Origin of the sequence: Paractinoplanes ferrugineus (assembly GCF_016862195.1) — a bacterium.
In the GTDB taxonomy this organism is placed as follows: Bacteria; Actinomycetota; Actinomycetes; order Mycobacteriales; family Micromonosporaceae; genus Actinoplanes; species Actinoplanes ferrugineus.
The window spans coordinates 149,767-175,463 of the sequence record NZ_BOMM01000039.1 but is presented as its reverse complement, the minus strand read 5'-3'; the positions used below and the strand labels follow the sequence as shown (position 1 = coordinate 175,463).

General features: G+C 71.7%; 26 protein-coding genes. 10 read left to right on the top strand and 16 right to left on the bottom strand.

Features of this window, described 5'->3' with window-relative positions; all coding sequences use genetic code 11:
* Nucleotides 1–259 (bottom strand): molybdopterin-dependent oxidoreductase (locus Afe05nite_RS22165; RefSeq protein ID WP_203819073.1); only part of this gene is annotated, 259 nt, incomplete at its 3' end.
* Nucleotides 260–338: 79 nt separating this feature from the next.
* A complete protein-coding gene (locus Afe05nite_RS22160; protein ID WP_203819072.1) occupies nt 339–551 on the bottom strand; it encodes a hypothetical protein in 213 nt (70 codons plus the stop codon).
* A 157-nt stretch (nt 552–708) separates the two neighbouring features.
* On the opposite strand from Afe05nite_RS22160, the gene Afe05nite_RS22155 reads away from it, so the two are divergent.
* A complete protein-coding gene (locus Afe05nite_RS22155) occupies nt 709–1,548 on the top strand; it encodes a tetratricopeptide repeat protein (RefSeq protein ID WP_203819071.1) in 840 nt (279 codons plus the stop codon).
* A gap of 7 nt (nt 1,549–1,555) precedes the next feature.
* On the opposite strand, the gene Afe05nite_RS22150 is transcribed toward Afe05nite_RS22155, so the two are convergent.
* The gene (locus Afe05nite_RS22150) at nt 1,556–1,975 is read right to left on the bottom strand and encodes a MarR family winged helix-turn-helix transcriptional regulator (RefSeq protein WP_203819090.1); all 420 of its coding nucleotides are present in this window, start codon (nt 1,973–1,975) and stop codon (nt 1,556–1,558) included.
* Nucleotides 1,976–2,044: 69 nt separating this feature from the next.
* Between Afe05nite_RS22150 and Afe05nite_RS22145 the strand changes: the two genes are divergently transcribed.
* From Afe05nite_RS22145 to Afe05nite_RS22135, 3 genes are all read left to right on the top strand, one after another.
* On the top strand, nt 2,045–3,814 hold the full coding sequence (locus Afe05nite_RS22145; protein ID WP_203819070.1) for an ABC transporter ATP-binding protein: 1,770 nt from the start codon (nt 2,045–2,047) through the stop codon (nt 3,812–3,814).
* Nucleotides 3,815–3,888: 74 nt separating this feature from the next.
* Complete coding sequence (locus Afe05nite_RS22140) at nt 3,889–4,521, top strand: hypothetical protein (RefSeq protein ID WP_203819069.1); 633 nt, start codon at nt 3,889–3,891, stop codon at nt 4,519–4,521.
* A gap of 77 nt (nt 4,522–4,598) precedes the next feature.
* The gene (locus Afe05nite_RS22135; RefSeq protein ID WP_203819068.1) at nt 4,599–5,222 is read left to right on the top strand and encodes a nitroreductase family protein; all 624 of its coding nucleotides are present in this window, start codon (nt 4,599–4,601) and stop codon (nt 5,220–5,222) included.
* A gap of 30 nt (nt 5,223–5,252) precedes the next feature.
* On the opposite strand, the gene Afe05nite_RS22130 is transcribed toward Afe05nite_RS22135, so the two are convergent.
* The gene (locus Afe05nite_RS22130) at nt 5,253–5,744 is read right to left on the bottom strand and encodes a hypothetical protein (RefSeq protein WP_203819067.1); all 492 of its coding nucleotides are present in this window, start codon (nt 5,742–5,744) and stop codon (nt 5,253–5,255) included.
* Between the two features lie 251 nt (nt 5,745–5,995).
* Between Afe05nite_RS22130 and Afe05nite_RS22125 the strand changes: the two genes are divergently transcribed.
* Nucleotides 5,996–6,754 carry a WD40 repeat domain-containing protein gene (locus Afe05nite_RS22125; RefSeq protein ID WP_203819066.1) on the top strand — a complete coding sequence of 253 codons (759 nt, stop codon included), beginning with the start codon at nt 5,996–5,998 and terminating at the stop codon, nt 6,752–6,754.
* Between the two features lie 16 nt (nt 6,755–6,770).
* Here the strand turns inward: Afe05nite_RS22125 and Afe05nite_RS22120 are convergent, their stop codons facing one another.
* Nucleotides 6,771–8,012, bottom strand: coding sequence for a low temperature requirement protein A (locus tag Afe05nite_RS22120; protein ID WP_203819065.1), 1,242 nt, complete (start codon nt 8,010–8,012; stop codon nt 6,771–6,773).
* 42 nt (nt 8,013–8,054) lie between these two features.
* Nucleotides 8,055–8,984, bottom strand: coding sequence for an EamA family transporter (locus Afe05nite_RS22115; protein WP_203819064.1), 930 nt, complete (start codon nt 8,982–8,984; stop codon nt 8,055–8,057).
* A gap of 83 nt (nt 8,985–9,067) precedes the next feature.
* Here Afe05nite_RS22115 and Afe05nite_RS22110 point away from each other — a divergent pair, with 83 nt between their 5' ends.
* Both Afe05nite_RS22110 and Afe05nite_RS22105 read left to right on the top strand, forming a co-directional pair.
* Entirely contained in the window at nt 9,068–9,940 is an 873-nt protein-coding gene (locus Afe05nite_RS22110) for a LysR family transcriptional regulator (protein WP_203819063.1), read from the top strand.
* An 8-nt stretch (nt 9,941–9,948) separates the two neighbouring features.
* Nucleotides 9,949–11,199 carry a DUF4832 domain-containing protein gene (locus tag Afe05nite_RS22105; protein ID WP_203819062.1) on the top strand — a complete coding sequence of 417 codons (1,251 nt, stop codon included), beginning with the start codon at nt 9,949–9,951 and terminating at the stop codon, nt 11,197–11,199.
* Here Afe05nite_RS22105 and Afe05nite_RS22100 read toward each other — a convergent pair.
* Genes Afe05nite_RS22100 through Afe05nite_RS22065 form a run of 8 tightly spaced genes read right to left on the bottom strand, consistent with a single transcriptional unit; the run spans nt 11,189 to nt 20,395 of the window.
* Entirely contained in the window at nt 11,189–11,947 is a 759-nt protein-coding gene (locus Afe05nite_RS22100) for an NADPH-dependent F420 reductase (protein ID WP_275407497.1), read from the bottom strand. The two genes, Afe05nite_RS22105 and Afe05nite_RS22100, sit on opposite strands and share 11 nt — an antisense overlap.
* A gap of 52 nt (nt 11,948–11,999) precedes the next feature.
* Complete coding sequence (locus Afe05nite_RS22095; RefSeq protein WP_203819060.1) at nt 12,000–12,551, bottom strand: hypothetical protein; 552 nt, start codon at nt 12,549–12,551, stop codon at nt 12,000–12,002.
* A gap of 20 nt (nt 12,552–12,571) precedes the next feature.
* The gene (locus Afe05nite_RS22090) at nt 12,572–13,453 is read right to left on the bottom strand and encodes an alpha/beta fold hydrolase (RefSeq protein ID WP_203819059.1); all 882 of its coding nucleotides are present in this window, start codon (nt 13,451–13,453) and stop codon (nt 12,572–12,574) included.
* Nucleotides 13,454–13,511: 58 nt separating this feature from the next.
* Nucleotides 13,512–14,177 (bottom strand): response regulator, encoded by a 666-nt coding sequence (locus Afe05nite_RS22085; protein ID WP_203819058.1) that lies wholly within the window; start codon nt 14,175–14,177, stop codon nt 13,512–13,514.
* The gene (locus Afe05nite_RS22080; protein WP_307835645.1) at nt 14,174–15,595 is read right to left on the bottom strand and encodes a sensor histidine kinase; all 1,422 of its coding nucleotides are present in this window, start codon (nt 15,593–15,595) and stop codon (nt 14,174–14,176) included. Before Afe05nite_RS22080 ends, Afe05nite_RS22085 begins: the two co-directional genes overlap by 4 nt.
* Nucleotides 15,595–18,081, bottom strand: coding sequence for a DEAD/DEAH box helicase (locus Afe05nite_RS22075; protein WP_203819057.1), 2,487 nt, complete (start codon nt 18,079–18,081; stop codon nt 15,595–15,597). Before Afe05nite_RS22075 ends, Afe05nite_RS22080 begins: the two co-directional genes overlap by 1 nt.
* A gap of 56 nt (nt 18,082–18,137) precedes the next feature.
* Nucleotides 18,138–19,631: a glycerol kinase GlpK gene (gene glpK / locus Afe05nite_RS22070; protein ID WP_203819056.1), complete on the bottom strand. Its 1,494-nt coding sequence runs from the start codon at nt 19,629–19,631 to the stop codon at nt 18,138–18,140.
* Nucleotides 19,628–20,395 (bottom strand): IclR family transcriptional regulator, encoded by a 768-nt coding sequence (locus Afe05nite_RS22065; RefSeq protein WP_203819055.1) that lies wholly within the window; start codon nt 20,393–20,395, stop codon nt 19,628–19,630. Before Afe05nite_RS22065 ends, glpK (Afe05nite_RS22070) begins: the two co-directional genes overlap by 4 nt.
* Nucleotides 20,396–20,518: 123 nt before the next feature.
* Between Afe05nite_RS22065 and Afe05nite_RS22060 the strand changes: the two genes are divergently transcribed.
* The 3 genes from Afe05nite_RS22060 to Afe05nite_RS22050 are packed head-to-tail and all read left to right on the top strand — an operon-like array spanning nt 20,519 to nt 24,559.
* On the top strand, nt 20,519–21,355 hold the full coding sequence (locus tag Afe05nite_RS22060; protein WP_203819054.1) for an MIP/aquaporin family protein: 837 nt from the start codon (nt 20,519–20,521) through the stop codon (nt 21,353–21,355).
* The gene (glpK, locus tag Afe05nite_RS22055) at nt 21,348–22,865 is read left to right on the top strand and encodes a glycerol kinase GlpK (protein ID WP_203819053.1); all 1,518 of its coding nucleotides are present in this window, start codon (nt 21,348–21,350) and stop codon (nt 22,863–22,865) included. Before Afe05nite_RS22060 ends, glpK (Afe05nite_RS22055) begins: the two co-directional genes overlap by 8 nt.
* On the top strand, nt 22,862–24,559 hold the full coding sequence (locus Afe05nite_RS22050) for a glycerol-3-phosphate dehydrogenase/oxidase (RefSeq protein WP_438868628.1): 1,698 nt from the start codon (nt 22,862–22,864) through the stop codon (nt 24,557–24,559). Before glpK (Afe05nite_RS22055) ends, Afe05nite_RS22050 begins: the two co-directional genes overlap by 4 nt.
* A gap of 95 nt (nt 24,560–24,654) precedes the next feature.
* Here the strand turns inward: Afe05nite_RS22050 and Afe05nite_RS22045 are convergent, their stop codons facing one another.
* Together Afe05nite_RS22045 and Afe05nite_RS22040 are read right to left on the bottom strand one after the other, a co-directional pair.
* Nucleotides 24,655–25,296 carry a nucleotidyl transferase AbiEii/AbiGii toxin family protein gene (locus Afe05nite_RS22045; RefSeq protein ID WP_203819051.1) on the bottom strand — a complete coding sequence of 214 codons (642 nt, stop codon included), beginning with the start codon at nt 25,294–25,296 and terminating at the stop codon, nt 24,655–24,657.
* Nucleotides 25,293–25,613 carry a hypothetical protein gene (locus Afe05nite_RS22040; RefSeq protein WP_203819050.1) on the bottom strand — a complete coding sequence of 107 codons (321 nt, stop codon included), beginning with the start codon at nt 25,611–25,613 and terminating at the stop codon, nt 25,293–25,295. Before Afe05nite_RS22040 ends, Afe05nite_RS22045 begins: the two co-directional genes overlap by 4 nt.
* Between the last annotated feature and the right edge of the window lie 84 nt (nt 25,614–25,697).

Here is a 25,697-nt window from a genome sequence, read left to right as displayed (position 1 = left end):
GGAACTGGGTGTTCCAGGGCGAGAGGAGCGGCTCGGCGGAGACCTCGATGCGGCCCACCCGCTTGATCGAGGAGATGCCGATCCAGGGCGGCACGATCACGCGTACGGGGGCGCCGTGGTCGGCGGGCAGCGGCTCACCGTTCATCTCGTAGGCGAGCAGCACGTCGTCGAGGGCCTTGCCGATCGGCATCGGGCGGCGCACCGCACCGAGGTCCACCCCGCCGGTGACGTGGTGCGCGTCGAGGCCCGCCGGCCGCACGTCGACGGCGTGCGGCGCGAGGCCACGTCGCCGCGTCGAGCACCGGCGTGCTCGTGTGGTTGCGCACGAACCGGTAGTGCTAGACCGTGACGTCGTAGCGGTTGCTGCCGCGGGCGCTCGCGTACTGCATGCGGCTCTCCACCACCGCCGCCTTGTCGGCCGCGATCACCCGCCGGTCCGAGCCGGCCTCGAGGTCGGCGGCCAGTCGGCGGAAGTCGGTCGTCAGGTGGATCTGGGCGATGTGCGACACCCAGCGGGACTTGTCGGCGGTGCTGTCGATTCGGATGCTCATCGCGGTCTCCTTCGCTCCTGTCCTGCACCCCGATGAATCGGTCGTCCGCACCCGCCGGTTGAGGGGCGGCCGAGTGAACTGGGCCACTCCGAAGTGACAACCGGAGGGCACCCGACACCCTTCGCAGATCCCGCCGGCCGGCGCCGACTGTTCCGTCGTGCATACCGAACTCGTCCTCGATCAAGCCGGTGACCTGCTGAACGGCGGTCGTGCCGGACAGGCCGCGACACTGCTCGCCCCCGTCGTCGGCGAGCAGCCCGGCAACATCGAGGCGTGGCTGCTGCTCGCCCGCGCGAACCTCGAGCTGCGCCGGCCGGCCGCCGCCCTCGACGCCGCCCGGCAGGCCCTGCGGCTCGAGCCGAACGGCGTCGAGGTGCTTTATTGGGTGAGCGCGTCCTACACCGCGGCGGGCCGGCACGACGTGGCGATCACCGCCGCCTCCGCCGGGTGCACCGAGGACCCGGGCAACCCGCGTCTCGTCGAGCGGCACGGCCGCGCCCTGCTCGCCGCCGGCCGGGTCGCCGAGGCCGAGCGGGTGCTGTCGGCCGGGGCCGAGTTCGCCTGGTACGACGCCGACCTGCACGTCGCGCACGGGGTGGCGCTGTTCGCCGCCGGCCGTCCGCTCAGCGCCCGCGAGGCGCACAGCCGGGCCCTCGCCATCGAGCCCGAGCACTCCCGCGCCCAGGGCGAGCTGCGCCGGATCACCGCCGCCGAGCAGCGCATCGTCGACGCCGAGTCGCTGGTGCGGTGCACCGACGAGTTCGCCGAGTCGCTGCGCATCCCGGCCGGCGGCATCGCGACCGCCCCGGCGCCCGCCGCCGGTGTGCTGGCCCACCTCTCGACCGTGGTGTTCGCGGTGTGTGTGGCCGCGCTGCTGGTGCTCGGCGTCCTCGACCGGGTCACCTCGCTGGCCGTGCCGGCGTCGCTCACCGTGTCGCTGCTGTGTGCCGCCGCGTCGGCCGCCTTCGTCACCCTGCTGGCCCGGCGACCCGGCTGAGCTGCGGTCAGTCCTCGCGCAGCTGGGCGAGGACGCGGGCGAGATCGGCTTTGTCGGCGGCGCTGAGCTTCTCGAAGAACTCCTCGCCCGACGCCTGCCGGGCGGCGCGGATCGCGGACGCGGTCTGTTCGCCCTTGGGCGTCAGGGTCAGCAGCGTGGCCCGGCGGTCACCGGGGTCGGGCTGCCGCACGGCCAGGCCCAGTTCGGTCAGATCGTCGGCCACCTCGGTGGCCGTGCGCGCGGCGATCCGCAGATGCTCGGCGAGCGTGCTCAACCGTACGTCCGGGTGGCGGGACAGGACGCTCAGCGCGCGAGCCAGGCTGGGGGAGAGGTCCCACGCCTCCAGTGCCTCCCGGGTGCGGTGGCGAAGCCGCCGGGCCACCGCCCAGAAGGTCTCGGGCAGGCTCTCATCCTGATCCACGGAAATAAACTAGCACCAACTCCTGTTCCTACCTCAAGATGAGGTAACCTCAGTAAATACTGACAGGAGACGTACTTGGATAGGCCCCGAGGAAAGAAACCGTCCGAAGCCGAGAAGAAGCAGGCGCGCGAGGTGTCCCTGCGCCGCATCGGCTCCCTCTTCACCGCTCACCGGTGGTCGCTGGCCATCGTGGTGCTGATCATCGTGGTCTCGTCGGTCCTGGCGATGGCCTCCCCCTTCCTGCTGCGCGCGGTGATCGACGACGCGCTGCCGCACGCCGACGTGCGCCTGCTCGTCTGGCTGGTGCTCGGCATGGTCGCGGTCGCCGCCGTGACCTCGGCGCTCGGCGTCGTGCAGACCTGGATCTCCACCGGCGTCGGGCAGAAGGTCATGCACCGGCTGCGCGTCGACGTCTTCACCCACCTGCAACGCCAGTCGATCGGGTTCTTCACCCGCACCCGCACGGGCGAGGTGCAGTCGCGCATCACCAACGACATCGGCGGCATGGAGGCCGTGGTCACCTCGACCGCCACCTCGATCGCCGCCAACCTGACCACCGCCGTCGCCACCATGGTCGCGATGGCCGCCCTCTCGTGGCAGCTCTCGCTCGTCTCGCTGGTCGTGCTGCCGCCGGCGATCTTCCTGTCCCGGCGGGTCGCCCGGATGCGCCGGGAGATCACCGCGCAACGGCAGCGGGAGCTCGCCGACCTCAACGTGACGATCGAGGAGGGATTGTCGATCAGCGGCGTGCAGCTGGCCAAGACGATGGGCACGGCACCCGCGCTGATCTCCCGCTTCACCGCCTCGTCCAACCGGCTGATCGATCTGGAACTGCGGTCCGAGCTGGCCGGACGCTGGCGGATGGCGGCCATGTCGATCGTGTTCGCCGGCATCCCGGCGGTGATCTACCTGGCCGCCGGCCTGCCCTTCACTCGCGGCACGATGAGTATCGGCACCCTGGTCGCCTTCACCGCGCTGCAGACCGGGCTCTTCCGGCCGTTGATGGGTCTGCTCAACGTCGGCGTGCAGTTGACGTCGTCGCTCGCGCTGTTCGCCCGGATCTTCGAATACCTGGACCTCACGGTCGAGGTCGACGAGCCGGCCGAGCCGGTACGCCTGGCCGACCCCCGTGGCGACCTGCGCTTCGAGGACGTCACCTTCGCCTACCCGGGCAGCGAGTCCGCGGCGGTGGCCGGGGTGACCCTCGAGGTGCCCGCCGGCACGTCCCTCGCCCTGGTCGGCGAGACCGGCTCGGGCAAGAGCACCATCGCGTCGCTGATCGCCCGCCTCTACGACCCGACCGCCGGCCGCATCACCATCGACGGCGTCGACCTGCGCGACCTCGCCCTCGGCGACCTGGCGTCGATCGTCGGCGTGGTCAGCCAGGAGACCTACCTGCTGCACACCACGGTGCTGGAGAACCTGCGCTACGCCCGGCCCGACGCCACCGACGAGCAGATCGTCGCCGCCGCGAAGGCCGCCCAGATCCACGACAAGATCGCGGGGCTGCCGGACGGCTACGACACCATGGTCGGCTCGCGCGGGCACCGGTTCTCCGGCGGTGAGAAGCAGCGCATCGCCATCGCTCGTACGCTGCTGCGGGACCCCCGGATCCTGGTGCTCGACGAGGCCACCAGCGCGCTCGACACCGAGACGGAGCGGGCCGTGCAACGCGCCTTCGACGAGCTCGCCAAGGGCCGCACCACGGTGACGATCGCCCACCGGCTGTCCACCGTCCGCGACGCCGACCAGATCGTGGTCGTCGACCACGGCCGCGTCCTCGAGTCGGGCACGCACGACACCCTGGTCGGTTCGGGTGGCCGATACGCGGCTCTGGCCGGCTGAATCCTCATCCGACCGGCTCGGCGACCGAATACCGCTGGCGACCACCGCTTCGCTATGCGAGAAAGGATCAGGCCGTGACCACGACAACCGTGCGCGAGATGCCGGTCCGGGCCGACACCTGGCGGCCCACCGACCCGATCATGGAAGGCCTCATCCGGCGCTGCATCGCCGATGCGGAGGCGGGCGAGGCCCGCGACGGCGTCCGCGAATACATGGCCGGCGCCCTGATCCTCGCGGTCCTGTTCGTGGTCATGCTCGTCGTCGGCGTCCCGGCCGGCGTGGCGATCCTGGTCCCGCTGGTGCTCTTCGGCGCGGGCGCGCTCTACATGGTGCTGGCGAGCAAGCCGGCGCCGGTCGACCGGCGCAAGGCCCTCGAGGTCATCGGCGGCCCCGGCAACCTGCCGGCCGGCTACCTGGTGCACCCGGGCGCCTGGGCGGCGGGCATGCGCGAGCACGTCGCGGCCGTGCCGCAGTCGCAGCTCAAGGCGGCCGTCGAGATGGCCCGCACGTTCCCCGGCTCGGTGAACGACCTGCTCGGCTTCACCGGCACGATCGCCGCCCAGCTGCCCGTGCGGCACCACCTCAGCCCGGAGGACGTGGCGCACCGGGCGCGCGACATCTACCACATCGGCTCGCCGATCATCAACGACTTCAACACCAAGTACCCGAAGGCCGAACCGGCGACCGGCAAGAAAAAGAAGAAGTAGCCGGGCCCGCCCCGCCCCGGCGCCTCGACGAACGCCTTGTCGCCGATCGCGTCATGGTCAACGTTTATCGTGTCCTCATGCCGGAACCGCTCGACGTGCTGGAAGCCCTGCACAGCACCCCCGCCCGCCGCTATCTGACCACCGAGCCGATCAGCGACGACATCGTCCGCGAGCTGCTCGACGCCGCCGTGCGCGGCCCGAGCGGCGGGAACACCCAGCGCTGGGCGTGGATCGTGGTGCGCGACCCCGAGGTCAAAGCGCAGATCGCCGAGTACTACCTCGAGGGCTGGAACAAGGCGTACGGCTCCCGCCGTGACCAGATCCTGGCCGACCCGGCCGGGATGAGCGCCGCCAGCTTCAACGCCGCCGACCACCTCGCCAACCACCTGGCCGAGGCCCCTGTCTGGATCTTCCCGGTGCTGCTCGGCGCGGCCCGGTCGCAGAACCCGCGGCTCGGCTCGTCCATCTACGGCGCCGTCCAGCAGCTCATGCTGGCCGCCCGCGCCCATGGCATCGGTTCCACGCTGACCACGCTCTACCTGGGTCACGAGGCCGAGGTGCGCGAACTGCTGGGCCTGCCCGAGGACGCGATGACGATGGCGCTGATCCCGCTCGGCTACCCGGCCAAGGGTCGCTGGGCGCAACCGAAACGCCGCCCCCTCGACGAGGTCGTCTTCTTCGAGAAATTCCGGACCCCGTAGAGACTCCGGACCCCGTAGCCGTACGCCGTCTCACAGCGGATCTTCCTCGTCGTCGCGCAGCTTCACCGCCCAGCACGCCGCCCCGCCCCACGCGTCGACCAGGATCGCGACGCCGAGGAAGACCCGCCGCTCACCCCGGCTGTTGGCCCGCCACCGGTCGTAGCCGACCACCTTCGACGGCGGCTGCCGGAACTTGAGCACATAGCTGCCGTCCGGCCGCCGCGCCGAGTTGCCCGGCGGGTTGTGCGCCATCCCGGCGATCAGCACCCCGACCCCGATCAGCGTCGCCAGCAGCACCCCGGCCCGGACCCGGGGGCCGACCCGGCCGAGCAGATCCGCCGAGGTCTCGGCGGGCGCGTCCGCGACCCCGAACGCCGCCCCGACCAGAGCCGGCACCGAAGTTGCCAGGGTGAGCACGAACAGCCACAGCGGCGCGTGCGGTCCACTGTCGAGCGAGTTGTCCACCACCATCGCGACACACGCCAGCAGCGCGATAACAGCCCAGCCCGCTGCGACAGCCATAGCCGGATGGTAGGCGGGCTGTCACCCTCTGCCCAGAAATTTCGGCTGCGCCCTTGCCTTGGCGTTATCTATCCCTGAATATGGCTTAGCACCTCGTTCGGGGCCTTTGCCGTGGCGGCGGCTCATGATCTGGGGAACGGAAAATCAACACTGTCACGTCCTTCAGCGGCGACGGCCGCCTGCTCGCAACCACCGCACCCAACGGCGACCTGAAACTGTGGACCGTCCCCTCCCCGCGACGTCCGCGCCTGTTGACCCGCCTGCGTGACCGCCATCGTGTGGTCGCGGCGGCCTGGAACCCGATAGCACCCGGCGTGCTGGCGACGCTGTCGCTGGACGGGCGGATCGCTGTCTGGCAGCTGCGTTCCGGCGCCCAGCCGGAGGCGTTGCTGGCCGTCCGGTCGCCGACGCCCGGCCCGGCCTCGCTGGCCTGGCTGCCCGGCGGGGGCTATCTGGCGTGCGCCGCGGCCGACGGCGTGGTCAGCGTCTGGTCACTGGACAACGGCGTGCGGCATGCGCAGGTACTGGGCCGTCCATCCACGTGCGTGGCGCTGCACGCCGCGCACGACGACGTGCTGCACGCCGCGTACGAGGACGGCAGCGTCCGCCGCACCAGCCGGCTCCTGCAACCCGGGCGCCCGACCGCCCAGCAGTTCGCGCCGATCACCGCGGCGGCCTGGTCGCCGACCGGGCAGAAGCTGGCGGTCGCCCATCACGGCGGCTTCTTCGAGGTCCACGACGATGACCTGTACGTGCGCTGGACCGGCCAGGTGGTGACGACGGCCCCGCTGGTCCTGGCCTGGCACCACGACAAGACCCTGATCGTGGCCGACCGGTCCAGTCGCACCCTGACCGCCTTCGACACCGGCGGTGGCGAACTGTGGAAGCTGCAGCTGACCCCGGAACCGGCCGCCATGTCGGTCGCGGACGACATGCTGGCAGTGGGCTGCTACAACTACGCCCCGATCTTCGTCGACCCCGCCACCGGGGCGTTGCTGTCCAGTTCGTGACCGGGGGCGGCCCGGGTCAGGCGGCGTGCGGCTCCGCCACCGTCGCCGGGTCGGGTTCGCCGGCGCGCCGGCGGTAGAGCACGTGCCACAGCGCGACGGCGAGCAGAACGGCGGCCAGCGCCCAGCCGTCCAGTGCCCCGCCGAACAGCCCGAGCAGCAGCGCGGCCACCACGGCCGGCAGGCCCCAGCCGGCGATCCAGGCGATCGGGGCGCCACCCCGGGCGCCGAGCAGAGTGACGGTCAGGAAATAGAGGGCCGCGCCGCTGCAGAGCACCCACCGGTTGGCTTCCGGCAGCGGCTCGCCGGTGTGCTCGGCGAGCACGCCGAGCCCGGCCGCGATGAGCACGATGGAACCGGTCATCAGGTAATGCGCCGGCATGGTGAGGCGCAAGGCGAAGACCCGCACGCCGTACGTCGGTGCGCCGTCCGCCCCGTACCGGAGGGTCAGCCACCACAGCGCGACCAACAGTCCGAAGCCCGCCGCCAGCGTTGCCAGGAGCCCGCGTTGCCAGTGCTCGACCTCCGCCGCCGCATCGACCAGCTGCGCCACCGCCTCGCCGAGCACGATGATCACGAACAGCCCGAGCCGCTCGCCCAGGTGCGGCCGGTCCGGCCGGGCCGCCTGCAACGGAGGCGGCGCCGACGCATCCGCCCCGGACCGGTCCAGCCGGTGCAGGAGCCGCCGGCGGCGCGCCCGGTTACGCCGCGCCTCGTCGCGTTCCCGCTGCTCCTCGGCCAGCAGCTGGTCCGGGTGCCGGGACCGCACCGTCGACACCACGACGTCGAGCACGATGCCGGCCACCCACAGGTAGTAGCGCACCGGGGCCTCGAAGCCGAGGGAGGCGATCCACGGGATGACGCCGGTGGCCTGCTGGACACCCGGCCACTCGGTCATGATGCGGCTGGTGCGCTTCCAGGACCCGGCGCCCATCAGCCGGCAGTAGACGTAGGCCGCGATGAACCATTGCGGCTCCCCGCGCATCACGTGCGGCACCGCCGCCGCCATGACCGCGATGCCGAACATGGCGAGCAGCATGGACCGCACCCGGGTCAGGTCCCCGGAGACGTTGGCATAGAGGGTGAACGACGTCCACACGCTCCACATCGCGTAGTAGCAGACCGCGAAGAGGAACACCGCACGCAGCCCCGGCCCGTCGTGCAGGAGCCCGGCCAGTTGCGCCACCGCGACCACGATGACGAGGTCGAAGAACAGCTCCAGCCAGGTTGCGTGACGTTCATCGACAGCAGGCGACGGCATGCCGACGAAGATAGCCCAGACGCGATCATGGCAACGCCCCGGTCAGGCGGGAGTCGAGCCGGCTTCCTGGGGGAGCCGATCGGAACGCCGGCGGTCGGGAGCGGCCGGCGGTGAAGCGGTGCCGGCCGACGGCGGGCGGGTGCCGTGCCGGGTGGCACCGATGCCCGCGGTCACCACCAGGGCGACGCCGGCGGCGCCGAGCGGAGCGGGGATCTGGTGAAGTGCGGCGGCGCCGATGAGCAGGGCGAACGCGGGCTCCAAGGCCATCAGGGTGCCGAACGCGGCCGTCGTCAGTTGGCGCAGGGCGAGCATTTCCATGCCGTACGCGATGAGCAGCAGGACGCCGACGAGCAGGCCGAGCAGGATCTGGTCGAGGGTCAGGCCGACGACGGTGGCGGGGTGCACGGTCAGGGTCGCCACCAGTGCCGCCACCGGCATCGACACGGCCAGGCCGGTGATGCCGTCGACCCGGTCGCCGACGCGCTGGGTGAGGATGATGTAGGCGGCCCAGCTCACCGCCGCGCCGAGGGCGAACGCCACCCCGACCGGGTCGACGCCGCCCGTCCACGGCGAGGTCAGCAGCACCACCCCGGCGGCGGCCAGCAACGGCCAGGCCAGGCCGCGGCCCCGCGCACCGGCCGGGCCGCGGCGGTTCTGGGCCACGGCCACCCCCAGCGGGCCCAGGAACTCGATGGCGCTCGCGGTGCCCAACGGCAGGCGGCCGACGGCGGCCATGAACAGCACTGTCATTCCGGCGGTCACCACGCCCAGGAGGGCGGCGGCCCGCAGGTCGCGAGCGCCGAAGTGGCGGCGCCGCGGGCGGATCAGCACCAGCAGCAGCAGTCCCGCCCACGACAGGCGCAGCCAGGCGGCCCCCTCGGCGCCGAGCTTGTCGATCAGGTCGACGCTGGCCGCGATGCTCGCCTGCACGGTCAGCATCGCGGCCACGGCCAGTGGCGTACCCCTCGTCATGCCCTCGTTTCTACGGGGGCGCAATGTTCGCGTCCACGTGCCGATGCTGGACATATTGTTCGACGTCGGCGAACAATTGCCCGATGGAGACGCGCAGGCTGCGGTTACTCGTCGAACTGGCCCGGCTCGGGTCGATGCGCGAGGTGGCCGAGGAGATGGGGCTCACCACCTCGACGGTGTCGCAGCAGCTCGCCATCCTCGCCCGGGACGTCGGGGCGAAACTTGTCGAGCCCGCCGGGCGCCGGGTCCGGCTCACCCCGGCCGGGCAGCGGCTGGCCGCGCACGGCGTGACGATCCTCGGGGCGGTCGAGGCCGCCCGCCTCGACCTCGACCCGGGCGCCTCGCCGGTCGGTGAGCTGCGGGTGGCCGGGTTCGCCACGGCGATCCGGCGGTCGCTGCTGCCGGTGCAGGCCCGGCTCGCCCGCGAGCACCCCCGGGTCCGGTTGCTGATCCACGAGCATGAACCGGCCGAGGCGTACGCGCTGCTCGACACCGACGACGTGGACCTGGCGCTGACCTACGAATACAACCTGGCCCCGGTCTCGTTCCCCGGCCGCTACGAGGCGCGGGCGCTGTGGACCGTGCCGTGGGGCCTGGCCGTGCCCGCCGGTACGACCCTCGACCGGGCGTGGGGGCAGGACTGGATCGTCAACTCCCGCAACACCGCCGACGAACAGGTCGCCCGCACCGTGGCCTCGCTGCACGGCTTCACCCCGCGGATCGCGCACCACTGCGACAGCCTCGACCTGGTGCAGGACCTGATCGTGGCGGGCCTCGGGGTGGGGCTGCTGCCGGCCGGTGTGCACGCCCTCGACGGCGTCGACGTCCTGCCGCTGGCGGACCCGGCCGTGGTGCTCCGGGCGTACGCCGTCAATCGCCGCGGCCGGACCGCCTGGCCGCCGCTGAGCCTGGTTCTTCGCCTGCTTGACTCAGACCGGCCGCAGGCGGGCCGATAGGGCGGTCCATGCGCCTGTTCGCCGCCGCCGCGGCTGCCCTCGTCCTGCTGACCCCCGGGGTGGCCGACGCCGCGACGCCGAGCTCGGCAACCGTCCGGTACGCCGGTTCGCCGGCGCTCATCGCGAACCCGGAGCGTGGCTTCTTCACCTATACCGAGACGCACCTCGGGGCCGGCTACGTGCCGTTGACCGCGGCCTCGATCGAACCCGGGCGCACCGTCGTCTACCGCATCTTCTACCTCGAGAAATACGCCGACACCGACACCATCACGGCGGCCGACCTGGCGCTCGTCGGAGCCGACTTCGCCGCCGCCCGCCGGGCCGGGGTCAAGCTCGTCATCCGGTTCGCCTACTCGGCGACCGACGACAAGGACGCCCCGGTCGCCCGCGTGCTCGGGCACCTCGCCCAGCTGAAGCCGCTGCTCGTAGGCAACGCCGACGTGTTACTGGCGGTGCAGGCGGGCTTCATCGGCACCTGGGGCGAGTGGTATTACTCGCGCAACTTCCCGCGCACCGACACGGCCGCTCGCCAGCGGGTGCTCGACGCGCTGCTGGCCGCGACCGCGGCGGACACGCCGATCCAGGTACGCACGCCCGGTTACAAACGCGCGCTGGTGCCGGACGTGGCCCGGGTCGGTGTGCACGACGACTGCTTCCTGGCCGGCACCGACGACTACGGCACCTTCGAGGCGCCCGACGACCGGTCGTGGCTCGCCGCGCAGTCGTTCCTGGTCGGCGGCGAGACCTGCGCACCGTCAGCACGCTCGGGCTGGGCCGACGCCGCCGCCGAGATGGCCCGCTACCACTGGACCTACCTCAACCCGTCGTTCAACGCCGACGTCCTCGACTCGTGGGGCGAGGCGGGCCGCGCCGAGGCCGGCCGGCGGCTCGGCTACCGCCTCCGGTTGACCGCGGCCACCCTGCCCACTCGCGCGAAGCGGGGCGCGGCGGTCACCGCGAGGATCACCATCACCAACGACGGGTACGCGGCCCCGGTCCGGAACCGCCCGGTACGACTGCTGGTGGGCGGCACGGCGGTCACCGTCGACGCGGACGTCCGGTCGTTCCGGCCGGGCCGCCCCGTGACACTGACGGTGACCTTCAGGGCGCCGTCCCGGGCCGGGACCTACCCGCTGTCGCTCGCCCTGCCGGATCCGCTGCTGTCCGCGGCCCCGTACGCCGTCCAGCTCGCCAACACCGGGGTGTGGGACGCCGCCACCGGTCGCAACCGGCTCGGCGTCAAGCTCACTACCGCTTAGCCGCGGCGACCGCCTCGCGCACCTTGGCGGCGCTCGCCGGGGTGCCGGCCGGCTCCTCGGCGCTGCCGTAGGGCGGGCCGTAGGCGGGCTGGCCCGGCTCGAACCGCCAGCTCTCGCTCAGCGGCCCGACATCCACCGCGTCGTAGCCGATCTTGTCGAGGAACTCGGTGGCCACCAGCTTCGCCGCCGCGTTGTCCCCGGCGATCGTCAGCGCCGTACGCTCACTGTCGCCGGCCGGACGGGCCAGGTTGCCGAGGTGCTTGAAGTAGATGTTGTTGAAGACCTTCACCAGCTTGGCGCCGACCAGGAACCGCTGCTCCAGCTCCGCACTGGTCGCCTTGCCCTCGTCGAGCTCGGCCACGTTCCCGTCGCGCTGCGGGTAGTAGTTGTTGGTGTCGAGCACCACCTTGCCGGCCAGCTCGTCGACGGGCAGCTTGCCGAACGCGTGGAACGGCACACTCACCACCACGATGTCCCCGGCCTCCGCGGCCTCGACCGCCGTGCCGGCCCGAGCCTTGTCGCCGAGCTCCGCGACCAGGTCGGCGAGCGTCTCCGGCCCGCGCGAGTTGCTGACCACGACGTCGTACCCCGCGTTGACGGCGAGCCGGGCCACGGTCCCGCCGATCAGCCCACTGCCGATAATTCCCACAGTCCTCATGCCCGCCCCAACACCGGCCGCCCGCGCCTCATTTCGTGACGCTGAATACTGAACAGGCGCGTCTCGATATACCGCGCACCCCTGCCGGATGTGCTAGGCCTGTCGCCGGGGCCCAGCTCCTGGCAGTAGGGCGAGATGTGGGCTAGGTTCGCGGTTCGGCGTCGTCGGGGCCTTCGGCCGGTGTGGTGAAGGTGATCCAGGTGTCGGGTGGGCGGTTTGCCGGGGTGGGGCCGTCGTGGATGTGCCATCGGTGGCCGGCCGCGTCGGTGGCCACCCGGGACCAGAATCGTTCGACGCCGGGGTTGTACCGCTGGAAGGCGATGCTCCACCGGCCCGGCAGTGCGGCGATCGTCAGGGCGGCCGCCTCGCGGCCGACGCCGGTGCGGCGGAGGGCGCGCACGACGAAGAACGCGGAGATGGAGTTGCCCCCGTCGGCGGCCGGGATCGTCATGACGTAGCCGGCGGTCCGTCCGGCGGCGGTGATCAGCCAGGCGCGCCGGCCCGGGTCGACCCCGGCGAGGAAGCGGTCCGTCTGCCGGTCGTTGAACGAGCCGTCGGCGTTCGGCAGGTGGCCGTAGACCTCCGCGAGGTCGTACCGGAAGAGCTGCCCGAGGTTGCCGAGCACGGCCCGGTGCGAGCGGTCGACGGCGACCAGGGCGACCGGATGGGAGAGTACAGCGGGTTTCCAGGACACCGGGGAAGCATGACCCCGGCTCAGTTCGCGGCCAGGGACGGGGGGTCCTCCTGTGCGAGCCACGAGAGGACCGAGGGCAGGATCTCCATCGCGCCGAAGTGGGCCGAACCGGTCTGCACCCGCAGTTCGGCGGTGCGGATCCGGCGGGCCAGCCAGCGGGTGTGGCTGGCCGGGACGACGTTGTCCTCGGCGCCGTGCCACAGCAGCACCCGCCGGTGGATCGAGGTCAGGTCGAAGCCCCAGGGGCGGCGCAGGGCCAGGGCGTCGTCGATCCAGCCCCACGGGCCGGGGCGGGTGGCCTCGGCGTAGGACTCCAGCAGCAGGCGTTCGAAGGTCTCGTCGCCGACCAGCCGCAGGTCGGGGCCGCTGATGTGGTCGCGCAACGAGTCCAGCAGGGTGGCCGGACTCTGGTGGGTGCGGTGTGCTCGCTCGATCAGGCTCTGCACCAGGGTGTGCTCGTCGGTGAAGTCGCGGGTGTTCGCCTCGTTCATGCCGGAGAACCAGTCCAGGTCGGCGTTGTCGGGGGCGAAGCTGACCAGCACGGCGGCCCTGGTGACCCGGGCCGGGAGCAGTGCCGCGCAGGCCAGGGCGTGCGGTCCGCCACCGGAGCGGCCCACCACCGCGAACTCGTCGAGGCCCAGGTGGTCGGCGAGGCCGGCGACATCGGCGGCGCAGTCGGCCACGATGCGGCCGGCGTGCCGGTCGGAGCCGCCGTAGCCGGGCCGGTCGTAACTGATCAGCCGGACCCCGAGCCGGCTCAGGACACTGACCCGGGGGCGCGGGCCGAGGCGGCTGCCGGGGGTGCCGTGCAGCAGGAAGATCGGGTAGCCCGCGGGGTCGCCGGCCTCCTGATAACGCAGTTGTCGCCCGTCAGCCGTGCCGATGTCCGCGTCTCGGGCCACTGTGGTCTCCCCGTCCGCCCCCGCAGGAAGTTGGGGACCTCCTCAGTATCAGCCGCGCTCAAGGCTGATAGCGGTAACCCATCCCGGGTTCGGTGAGCAGGTGCCGGGGCCGGGTGGGGTCGTCCTCCAGCTTGCGGCGCAGCCGTGCCATGTATTGCCGCAGGTAGTTGGTCTCGGTGCCGTACTGCGGGCCCCACACCTCCTGGAGCAGCTGGCGCTGGGTGATCAGTTTGCCGGGGTTGCGCAGCAGTTGTTCGAGGAGCTGCCACTCGGTGGGGGTGAGGCGCTGCTCCGGGCTGATCGTGTGGTCGCCGAGGTCGATCGTGTGCCGGCCGAGCGTGACGACCGCGGCGGCGGCCGAGGGGAGGACGCGGCGGGTGACCGCCCGGATCCGCGCGAGCAGCTCGTCCACCCCGAACGGCTTGGTCACGTAGTCGTCGGCGCCGGCGTCGAGCGCGGCCACCTTGTCGGAGCCCTCGGCCCGTCCGGACAGCACGATGATCGGCACGGTGGTCCAGCCGCGCAGCCCGCGGATCACCTCGGTGCCGTCCATGTCGGGCAGCCCCAGGTCGAGGACGACCAGGTCGGGCGGATGCGCGGCGGCCGTCTGCAGCGCGGCCGCCCCGTCGTCGGCGACGTCCACCTCGTACTGCCGGGCGCGCAGGTTGATCCGCAGTGCCCGCAGGATCTGCGGGTCGTCGTCGACGACGAGGATGCGTGTCACGCGGAGCTCCCGGCGGACTCGGAGACGGACCGGGCCGGGGACACGGCTCCGGAGGCGGCGGGCAACGTCAGGATCATGGTGAGGCCGCCGCCCGGGGTGTCCGCCGGCCGCAGCGAGCCGCCCATGGCTTCGGCGAGTCCCCGGGAGAGCGCGAGCCCGAGCCCGACGCCGGTGTGATTGTCATGATCACCGAGGCGCTGGAACGGCCGGAACACAAGGTCCCATTTGTCCCGGGGAATGCCCGGACCGTGGTCGATCACGTGCAATTCCACCCCATCGCTCCCGGCGAGGCCGGAAATTTCCAGGTTTTTCCCGGCGGCGGGGGAGTAGCGGAGCGCATTGCCGACGACATTGACGAGTACGCGATCGAGCAGCCCCGGATCGACCCGGACCGCCGGCAGATCCTCGGGCAGCGACACCGTCACCGACCGGCCGGGCGGGCCGAGCTCGTCGAGCGCGGCCGGCACCACGTCCTCCAGCCCGACCTCGGCGAACGTCATCCCGAGCGCCCCCGCCTGCAGCCGGCTCATGTCGAGCAGGTTGGCCACGAGCCCGGCCAGCCGGTCGAGCGACTCGTCGGCGGTGGCCAGCAGTTCGGCCCGGTCCTCGGCATCGAACGACACCTCGTCGCTGCGCAGCCCGGCGACGGAGGCCTTGGCGGAGGAGAGCGGGCCACGCAGATCGTGGCTGACCGCGGCGAGCAGCGCGGTGCGCACCTTGTCACCCTGGGCCGCCACCGCCAGCCGCTGCTGACGGAGCGCGACGGCGGCCTGCGCGGCGAACGCGTCGACGATCCGCTTGTCCGAGGCCGGCAGGCGCCGCCCGCGCAGCACGAGCACCAGCGACTCGTCGGCGACGCAGGCGTCGCCGTCGGCGGGGGTCACCGCGGGCGGTTCACCCACCGTCACCACCGAGGACCAGCCGCCGGGTACGGGCTCCGCCTCGGCGCCGGCCGCCCGTTCGAGGAGCGTCACCGACTCCAGCGCGAAGGTGTCGCGCAGCTGGTGCAGCAGGGCGGACAACGGGTCGGGGCCACCGCGCAGCACCCCGCCCGCAAGCGAGGCGAGGGTACGGGCCTGGGCGCTACGGCGGGCGGCCAGGTCGACCACTCCCGAGACGGCGACGGCCACCACCACGAAGGCGGCCACCGCGATCCAGTCGTCGGCGGTGGCGATGGCCAGGGTGCGCAGGGGCGGGATGAAGAAGTAGTTGAGCAGCAGGAACCCGCCGACCGCCGCCAGCAGGGCCGGTCCCAGCCCACCGACCAGGGCGACCGCGACCACGGCGGCCAGGAACAGCGAGATGCCGGCGGTCAGGTCCAGCCCGGCCGGGTGGGCGACGGCGGTCAGCAGCGGCAGGCCGCCGACCGCGAGGAGGAAACCCGCGACGCGCCGCCGCCGGGACAGCGGCGCGTTCACTAGTGCGGGCCGACGCCGGTGACGACCACGGCGGCGGCGCCGAGCTCGTCGGAGGCGGCCAGGTCGACGGTGGCGTCGATGCCCCAGTCGTGGTCGCCGGCCGGGTCCTCGAAGACCTGGCGGACGGTCCACGCGGTGGCGCCGGTATCGATCTGCAGCAGGGCCGGGCCCCGGGCCGACGGGCCGGTACCCACCTCGTCGTACTCCTCGAAGTACGACGACATGGCGTCGGCCCAGCGGTCGGCGGTCCAGCCGTTCTCGCCGTCGAGCTCGCCCAGGTCGTACCAGCGGCGCAGGGCGGCCAGCTCGACCCGGCGGAACAGGGCGTTGCGCACCAGCACGCGGAAGGCACGCACGTTGCGGGTGACCGCGGGCGGCTTGTCGTCGAGGCGGACCTCCTCGATGTCGGCGCCCGGGTTGCGCAGCCGCTCCCACTCGTCGAGCAGGCTGGAGTCGACCTGGCGGACCAGCTCGCCGAGCCACTCGATCAGGTCGGTGAGCTCCTCGGTGCGGGCGTCCTCGGGCACGGTCTGGCGCAGCGCCCGGAACGCGTCGGCGAGGTAGCGCAGCACCAGTCCCTCGGAACGGGACAGGCCGTAGAACGACACGTACTCGGTGAACGTCATCGCCCGCTCGTACATGTCCCGGACGATGCTCTTGGGTTTGATCTCGTAGTCACCGACCCACGGGTGGCCGCGCCGGTAGGTCTCGTAGGCGTTCTCCAGCAGTTCGAGCAGGGGACGCGGGTGGGTGACCTCCTCCAGGAGCTCCATCCGCTGCTCGTACTCGATGCCTTCGGCCTTCATGGCGTTGACCGCCTCGCCCCGGGCCTTGGTGCGCTGTGCGTAGATCACCTGGCGGGGGTCCTCGAGGGTGGACTCGATCACCGAGACCACGTCGAGCGGGTAGTCCGGCGCCTCCCGGTCGAGCAGTTCGAGGCAGGCCAGGGCGAACGGCGAGAGGGCCTGGTTGAGCGCGAAGTCCAGCTGGAGGTCCTCGACGAGCCGGTAGACCCCCTCCGGCGTACGTTCGATGACCCCACCGGCCATCAGGGCCCGCGCGATGGCGATCGCCCGGCGGATGTGCCGCCGCTGGGCGGCCGGCTCCTCGTGGTTGTCGGTGAGCAGGTGCCGCATCGCCGCGAACGGGTCGCCGCCGCGGGCGATCACGTTGAGCAGCATCGCGTGCGACACCTGGAACGAGCTGGTCAGCGGCTCGGGGTCGGCGGCGACGAGGCGGTCGAAGGTGGGCTGCCCCCAGCCGATCGTGCCCTCCGGGGGCTTCTTGCGGACGACCTTGCGGCGCTTCTTCGGGTCGTCGCCGGCCTTGGCGAGGGCGCGTTCGTTGTCGATGACGTGCTCGGGGGCCTGCACCATGACGGTGCCGAGGGTGTCGAACCCGGCCCGGCCGGCGCGACCGGCGATCTGGTGGAACTCGCGCGCCTTGAGCAGCCGGGTCTTCACGCCGTCGTATTTCGACAGCCCGGTGAACAGCACGGTGCGGATCGGCACGTTGATGCCGACGCCGAGCGTGTCCGTGCCACAGATGACCTTGAGCAGACCGGCCTGGGCGAGGGTCTCCACCAGGCGGCGGTATTTCGGCAGCATGCCGGCGTGGTGCACGCCGATGCCGTGCCGCACCAGCCGGGAGAGCTGCTTGCCGAAGCCGGCGGTGAACCGGAAGTTGCCGATCGCCGCCGCGATCTTGTCCTTCTCCTCGCGGGTGCACATGTTGACGCTCATCAGCGACTGCGCCCGGTCCAGGGCGGCGACCTGGGTGAAGTGCACGATGTAGACCGGCGCCTGGTGGGTCTGGAGCAGTTCCTCGATCGTCTCGTGCATGGGCGTGGACACGTACGAGAAGATCAGCGGAACCGGACGCTCCGCGCTCGCCACGACGGCCGTGGGCCGGCCGGTGCGCCGGCTGAGGTCGTCGACGAAGCGGGTGGTGTCGCCGAGCGTCGCCGACATGAGCAGGAACTGGGCCTGCGGCAGCTCGATGATCGGCACCTGCCACGCCCAGCCGCGGTCGGGCTCGGCGTAGAAGTGGAACTCGTCCATCACGACCTGGCCGACGTCGGCGTTGGCGCCCTCGCGCAGGGCGAGGTTGGCGAGGACCTCGGCGGTGCAGCAGATGATCGGGGCGTCCGCGTTGACGCTGGCGTCGCCGGTCAGCATGCCGACGTTGTGCGCCCCGAACATCGCGCAGAGGGCGAAGAACTTCTCGCTGACCAGGGCCTTGATCGGCGCGGTGTAGAAGGTGGTGCGGCCGCTCGCGAGGGCGATGAAGTGGGCGCCGGCGGCGACCAGGCTCTTGCCCGAGCCGGTCGGGGTGTTGAGGATGACGTTGGCCCCGGTGGCCAGTTCGATGAGCGCTTCTTCCTGGTGGGTGTAGAGGGCGAGGCCCTGCTCGGTGGCCCATTTCTGGAAGGCGTCGAAGACCGCGTCGGGTTCGTCGGTGCCCGGAAGGCGATCTGTCAGAGTCATGATCGGTCAAGTTTACGGCCGCCGCGCCGACGGACGGCGATAGGGCGCCCGGTTGCCTACGACGGGCGGGTCCAGTCGAACGTACGTTGCACGGCGCGCTGCCAGTTGCGGTACTCGCGGTCGCGAGCGGCCGGGTCCATCGTCGGCAGCCACTGGGCCGCCCGGTGCCAGTTCTGTCGCAACCCCTCCAGGTCGGGCCAGTAATCCACGGCGAGCCCGGCGGCGTAGGCGGCGCCCAGCGACACCGTCTCGGCCGCCAGCGGGCGGACGACCGGCACGTCGAGCACGTCGGCGACGTACTGCATGAGCAGGTTGTCGGCGGTCATCCCGCCGTCCACGCGCAGGGTGCTCAGGTCGAGCCCGGAGTCGGCGTTCATGGCGTCGACCACCTCGCGGGTCTGCCAGGCGGTCGCCTCCAGCACCGCGCGGGCCAGGTGACCCTTGGTGATGTAGGAGGTCAGGCCGACGATCACGCCGCGGGCCTCGCTGCGCCAGTGCGGGGCGAACAGTCCGGAGAACGCCGGGACGATGTAGCAGCCGCCGTTGTCGGTGACGGTGCGGGCCAGGGTCTCGATCTCGGGGGCGCTGGCGATCAGCTCGAGCTGGTCACGGAACCACTGCACGAGCGAGCCGGTGATCGCGATGGAACCTTCCAAGGCGTACGCGGCCGGGCCGCCCTCGATCTGGTAGGCCACCGTGCTGAGCAGTCCGTGGGTCGACCGCACCAGCTCGTCGCCGGTGTTGAGCAGCAGGAAACTGCCGGTGCCGTAGGTGCATTTGGCCTCGCCCGGGGCGAAGCAGGTCTGCCCGAACAGCGCCGCCTGCTGGTCGCCGAGCGCGGCCCCGATGCGTACCCCGGGAAAGGCGTGGCGGGCCGTGTCGAAACCGCCGATCGACGCGCGCACCTGCGGCAGCATGGCGCGCGGGATGCCGAAGAAGGTGAGCGCGGCCGGGGACCAGTCGAGGGTGTGCACGTCGAGGAGCATGGTGCGGCTGGCGTTGGTGACGTCGGTGACGTGCAGGCCGCCGGTCAGGTTCCAGATCAGCCAGGTCTCCATGGTGCCGAACAGGATCTCGCCCCGTTCGGCGCGCTGCCGCAGTCCCGGCCGGTGATCGAGCATCCAGCTGATCCGCGGGCCGGAGAAATAGGTGGCCATCGGCAGCGCCGAGTCGTGCTCGACCACGGCGGCACCGGGGCGGCGGCGCAGCTCGCGTACCAGGTCATCGGTCCTGGTGTCCTGCCAGACGATGGCGTGGCCGATCGGGTGGCCGGTGCGCCGGTCCCACAGCACCGTCGTCTCGCGCTGGTTGGCGATGCCGATCGCGGCCACCTGACCGGCGTCGATCCCGGCCTGGCGCAGCGCCTCCGGGGCGAGCCGCTCGACGTTGCGCCAGATCTCGGCGGCGTCGTGCTCCACCCAGCCGGGCCGGGGGAAGTATTGCTTGTGCTCCTGCTGGGCGACGGAGACCAGCCGGCCGCGCCGGTCGAAGACGATGCACCGGGTCGAGGTGGTGCCCTGGTCGATGGCGACGACATAGCGTTCGGTCATGCTGCCTCCCGCAGACCTCCCAGCTCCCGCGATATCGACCGGGCCGCGTCCCGGACGAAGGCGACCAGCTGCTGGTGGGGCCGGTAACGGCTGTCGCAGACCCGCTCGACCAGGCCGTCGATGCCGACGGCGCCGACGACGAGACCGCCGTGGGCCCGGATCGGCGCGGCGATCGCGGCGTTGCCCGGGGTCATCTCCTCGACGTCGGCGGCCCAGCCGGCGCCGCGCACCCGCTGGAGCTCGGCGGCGAGCGTGCGCGGCGCCAGGATGGTCCGCCGGGTGAACCGGTCGAGGTGGGCGGCCGGCACGGCGCCGGCCGCCCGGTAGGCGAGCAGCACCTTGCCGAGCGCGCTCGCGTGCAGCGGCAGGTGGGCGCCGACCTCGAGGGTCTGGAAGGTGTCGTCGGGGCGGAACACGTGGTGGACGACCAGGACCTGTCCGGCCAGGACGGTGCCGACCCGGACCGCCTCGCCGGTGCGGGCGGCGAGCGGGTCGGCCCAGTTGATCGCGAACGAGCGCAGTTCGTTGACATCGAGCTGGCTGGTGCCGAGACGGCGCATGGCGGGACCGAGGCCGTAGTGTCCGGACGCCCGGTCCTGGTCGACGAATCCGACGTGTTGCAGGGTCCGCAGGATGCCGTGGGTGGTGCCCTTGGCCAGGTCGAGCGAGTGCGCGATCTCGCCCAGCGCGAGGCGGCCCGGCCCGGCCGCGAGCAGGCGCAGCACCGCGGCGGCGCGCTCGATGGACTGCACTGTTCCCGGCACGTTTCTGACTCTATGCCACAACGTGAACGCCGACCGTGATCAATGTTCGGCAATGCCGAACGGCACGCATTGCCGGTGATCGTCGCGCTACCTAGCGTGCGGAGCATCGAGCAAGGAGGGCACATGGCAGCACGACTGAAGATCCCGGGCCTGCTCGGCGAATTGGCCGCCGAGTTCGCCGGGACCATGATCCTCATCCTCTTCGGCGTGGGCGTCGTCGCACAGGTGGCCGGCGCCGGCATCGGCGACCACGACAGCATCGCCTGGGCATGGGGCCTCGGCGTGACCCTCGGCGTCTATGTCGCCGCCCGGGTCAGCGGCGCCCATCTCAACCCGGCCGTCACCATCGCGCTCGCGGTCTTCAAGGGCTTCGAGTGGCGCAAGGTGGCTCCCTACGCGCTCGCCCAGTTCCTCGGGGCGTTCGTCGCCGCGCTGCTGGTGCGCTGGAACTACACCGAGGTCCTGCACGCGGCCGACCCCGGCCTGACGATCAAGACACAGGGGGTGTTCTCCACCCTGCCCGGCAACGGCACCCTGCCGGTCGGCGAATGGGGGGCGTTCCGCGACCAGGTCATCGGCACCGCGATCCTGCTGTTCCTGATCCTCGCGATCACCGACTCGGCCAACACCGCGCCGCTGGCCAACCTGGCACCGGTCGTCATCGGCCTGCTCGTGGTCGCGATCGGCATGGCCTGGGGCACCAACGCGGGTTACGCGATCAACCCGGCTCGCGACTTCGGTCCGCGACTCGCCAGTTTCCTCACCGGCTATGGCGGGGCGTTCCGGGACCAGACAGGGTATCTCTATTTCTGGATACCGATCGTCGCCCCGATCATCGGCGGGGTGCTGGGCGCCGGTCTCTACCAGGCCCTGATCGGACGGTTCCTGCCGTCCGTGGCACCGCAGGAACCGGGCGAGATCCCCGCGCCCCGAGACTCAGTGGAGGCAACCCGTGGCTGACTTCGTCGGAGCGGTCGACCAGGGCACGACAAGCACCCGATTCATGATCTTCGACCACGGCGGCAACGAGGTGGCCCGCCACCAGCTCGAACACGAGCAGATCCTGCCGCAGGCGGGCTGGGTCGAACACAACCCGGTCGAGATCCTCGAACGCACCGTGACGGTCGTGCGCACCGCCATGCAGAAGGCCAACCTGCAGGCCTCCGACCTGGCCGCGCTCGGCATCACCAACCAGCGCGAGACGGCCGTGGTCTGGGACCGCACCACCGGCCGGCCCTATTACAACGCGATCGTCTGGCAGGACACCCGCACCGACCGGATCGCGTCCGCGCTCGACCGCGACGGGCGGGGCGACGTGATCCGGCGCAAGGCCGGCCTGCCCCCGGCCACCTACTTCTCCGCCGGCAAGATCCAGTGGATTCTGGAGAACGTCGACGGCGTCCGGGCGGCGGCCGAGCGGGGCGACGCCATCTTCGGCAACACCGACAGCTGGCTGCTGTGGAACATGACGGGCGGGGTCGACGGCGGCAATCACGTCACCGACGTGACCAACGCCAGCCGTACGATGCTCATGGATCTTGAATCTCTGCAGTGGGACGACGAACTGCTCAGCTTCTTCGACATCCCGCGGTCGATGCTGCCGGAGATCCGGCCGTCCTCGGATCCGAACACCTACGGCGTGGCCCGCTGGCCCGGACCGCTCGGCGGCGAGGTCCCGCTCACCGGTGACCTCGGCGACCAGCAGGCGGCCACGGTCGGGCAGGTGTGCTTCTCGCCCGGCGAGGCCAAGAACACCTACGGCACCGGCAACTTCATGCTCCTGAACACCGGCACCGAACTGGTCCGCTCCGAGAACGGCCTGCTCACCACCGTCTGCTACCAGTTCGGCGACGCCGCCCCGGTCTACGCTCTAGAAGGCTCGATCGCGGTCACCGGCTCGGCCGTGCAGTGGCTGCGCGACCAGCTCCACGTGATCAAGACGGCGGCCGACAGCGAAGCCCTCGCGGCCTCGGTCCCGGACAACGGCGGCGTCTACTTCGTGCCCGCCTTCTCCGGGCTCTTCGCCCCCTACTGGCGCTCCGACGCCCGCGGCGCCATCGTCGGGCTGTCCCGCTTCAACACCGACGCGCACATCGCGCGGGCCACCCTCGAGGCGATCTGCTACCAGAGCCGCGACGTGGTCGACGCGATGGCGACCGACTCCGGCGTCACCCTCGACGTGCTCAAGGTCGACGGCGGCATCACCGAGAACGCGCTCTGCATGCAGCTGCAGGCCGACGTGCTCGGCGTGCCGGTCAGCCGCCCGGTGGTGGCCGAGACGACCGCGCTCGGCGCCGCCTACGCGGCCGGACTCGCGGTCGGCTTCTGGAAGTCGACCGACGAACTGCGCGCCAACTGGAACGAATCGCGGCGCTGGGCGCCGACCTGGACGGATGATCAGCGCAACGAGGGGTATGCGCGGTGGAAGAAGGCGGTACAGCGCACTCTCGACTGGGTGGACGTGGACTGAACATGACGGCTCTTTCCCCGCAGTATCGGGACTCGGCGCTGGCCGCGCTCGCCGGCGCCGAGCTCGACGTACTGGTCATCGGCGGCGGGGTGGTGGGCGCCGGCTGCGCACTCGACGCCACCACCCGCGGCCTGTCGGTCGGCCTGGTCGAGGCGCGCGACTTCGCGTCCGGCACGTCGAGCCGGTCCAGCAAACTCATCCACGGCGGCCTGCGTTACCTGGAGATGCTCGACTTCGCGCTGGTCCGCGAGGCCCTGCGGGAACGCGGCCTGATGCTCACCCGGCTCGCCCCGCACCTGGTGCGCCCGGTCCGCTTCCTCTACCCGCTCAAACACCACGGCTGGGAACGCGCCTACGCCGGCACCGGGGTGTCGCTCTACGACACCATGGCGCTCGGCGGCGGACTGCCGCACCACCGCAACCTGACCCGCCGCGGGGCGCTGCGCGAATGCCCGGCGCTGAAGAAGGACTCGCTGGTCGGCGCGCTGCAGTACTACGACGCGCAGGTCGACGACGCCCGGCACACGATGTTTCTCGCGCGCACCGCGGCCGCCTACGGCGCCCACGTCGCCTCGCGCGCCGAGGTGGTCGGTTTCCTGCGCGAGGGCGAGCGGGTGACGGGGGTGCGGGTCCACGATCTCGAGCACGACCGTACGTTCGAGGTCCGCGCCCAGCAGGTCATCAACGCCACCGGGGTCTGGACCGACGACACCCAGGCGCTCATCGGTGAACGCGGCCAGTTCCACGTACGCGCCTCCAAAGGCATCCACCTGGTCGTCCCGCGTGACCGCATCCAATCCTCGACCGGCCTGATCCTGCGTACCGAGAAGAGCGTCCTGTTCGTCATCCCCTGGGGCCGGCACTGGATCATCGGCACCACCGACACCGACTGGACCCTCGACAAGGCGCACCCGGCCGCCTCCGCCACCGACATCGACTACCTGCTCGAACACGTCAACTCGGTGCTGAACACCCCGCTGTCCCGCGCCGACGTGCAAGGCGTCTACGCCGGCCTGCGCCCGCTGCTCTCCGGCGAATCCGAGTCGACCTCCCAGCTGTCCCGCGAACACACCGTGGGCAGCCCGGTCCCCGGCCTCGTCGTCGTCGCCGGCGGCAAATACACCACCTACCGGGTGATGGCCCGCGACGCGGTCGACGCCTGCGTCCACGGCCTCGGCCGCTCGGTGCCGAAATCCTGCACCGACAACGTGCCCCTGGTCGGTGCCGACGGCTACCCCGCCCTGTGGAACCGCCGCCGGGTCCTGGCCGCCGACTCCGGCCTGCACGTCGCCCGGGTCGAGCACCTGCTCGGCCGCTACGGTTCCCTCGTCCTCGAAGTGCTCGACCTGATCAGATCCGACCCGTCCCTGGCCGGCCCCCTGGCCGGCGCCGAAGACTACCTGCGGGCCGAAGTGGTCTACGCCGCCTCCTTCGAAGGCGCCCGCCACCTGGTCGACATGCTGGCCCGACGCACCCGCATCTCGATCGAGACCTTCGACCGTGGCCTGGCCGCCGCCCCCGCCGCCGCCACCCTGATGGCCGGCGTCCTGGGCTGGACTCCGGAACAGACCGAACGCGAGATCTCGCACTACCGCCTCCGCGTCGAGGCCGAACGCGCTTCCCAGGAACAGCTCGACGACGAAACCGCCGACGCCGCCCGCCTGGGCGCCCCCGACGTCGTCCCCTTGGCCTAGCCTCCGCCCCCTTTGTCGGCCCCGTTGTCGGCCCCGTCTCGCCGATCTTGGAGTTCCGCTCGACGTAGCGCGGGATTCCACCGAAGGCGCTGTTGTCAGGTGCGGGGCCAGCCGGCCAACCTGGCCCGTAACTTGGCTATTTGCGGAGCGTCCAGGCCATAGAGGGTGAAGCGGGCGTCGTTCAGGCGGTCCAGGTAGCGGCCGGCGTCGGCGATGTCGTCCGGGTCGAGGGCGGGGTCGATGGCGTGGGCGAGTTCCAGGATGCGGCTCAGGGGGTAGCGCTCGAGGGCGGCGGCGACGTCGATGTAGTCGCGGACCTCGCGGCGGTTGACCAGCGCGGCCACTTTTGTCGCGACCAGGTCGTCGAGGTGCATGACCGGGCCGAGGTCCATCACGACGGGGGCGCGGTTGCGGTCGAGGCGGCACAGGGTCAGTCGCAGGGCGCGTCCGTCCCGGCTGACGACGAACTCCTGGATGTCCTCGGCCATGCCGGCGAACAGTTCGTCGCCTTCCTCGCGCAGCACCCGGTAGCCGTTCTCGCGCAGGGACGCGGCCACTTCGCCGGCTGCCGCGGCGACGGCGCCGGCGGTGTCGGTGAACAGGTCGACGTCCTCGGTCGGGCGCGACACCAGGCCGTTGACCAGCCAGGCGACGCCGCCGCCGAGCACGAAACCGTGTTTGGTGGCGACCGCGAGGGCGACCCGGGCGACGTCGCGGTAGAAATCCTCGAAACTCACGCGTGCCGCAGCCGCGGGTGCCGGGCCTCCCAGGCGGCACGCACGGCGCGGGGGAGGTTCAGCTGCGGCCACAGGCGTACGAGAAGGGGGCCGTTGAGGTAGGACCGCAGTTCGTCGACCCGGATGGCCTCGCGCAGGACGTTCTCGTACATCCAGCTGAGCATCGTGGGTTCGTCGAGATCGAACGTGCGCACCGGGTTCCACCACAGGCGCAGCGGCAGTTCGACGATGCCCCGGGTGGGGCCGGCGAGCTCGGTCAGGGTGCCCGCGACCAGAACCGGCCGGTGCGGCCGGGCGAGGAGAGTCTGGGCCGACATGGGATCAGCGTAAACCGACAACCGGTGCAAACATAAAAACCTAGAATCCTAGGACGGTCTACAGGGTGTGTGCTGGGGCGGATG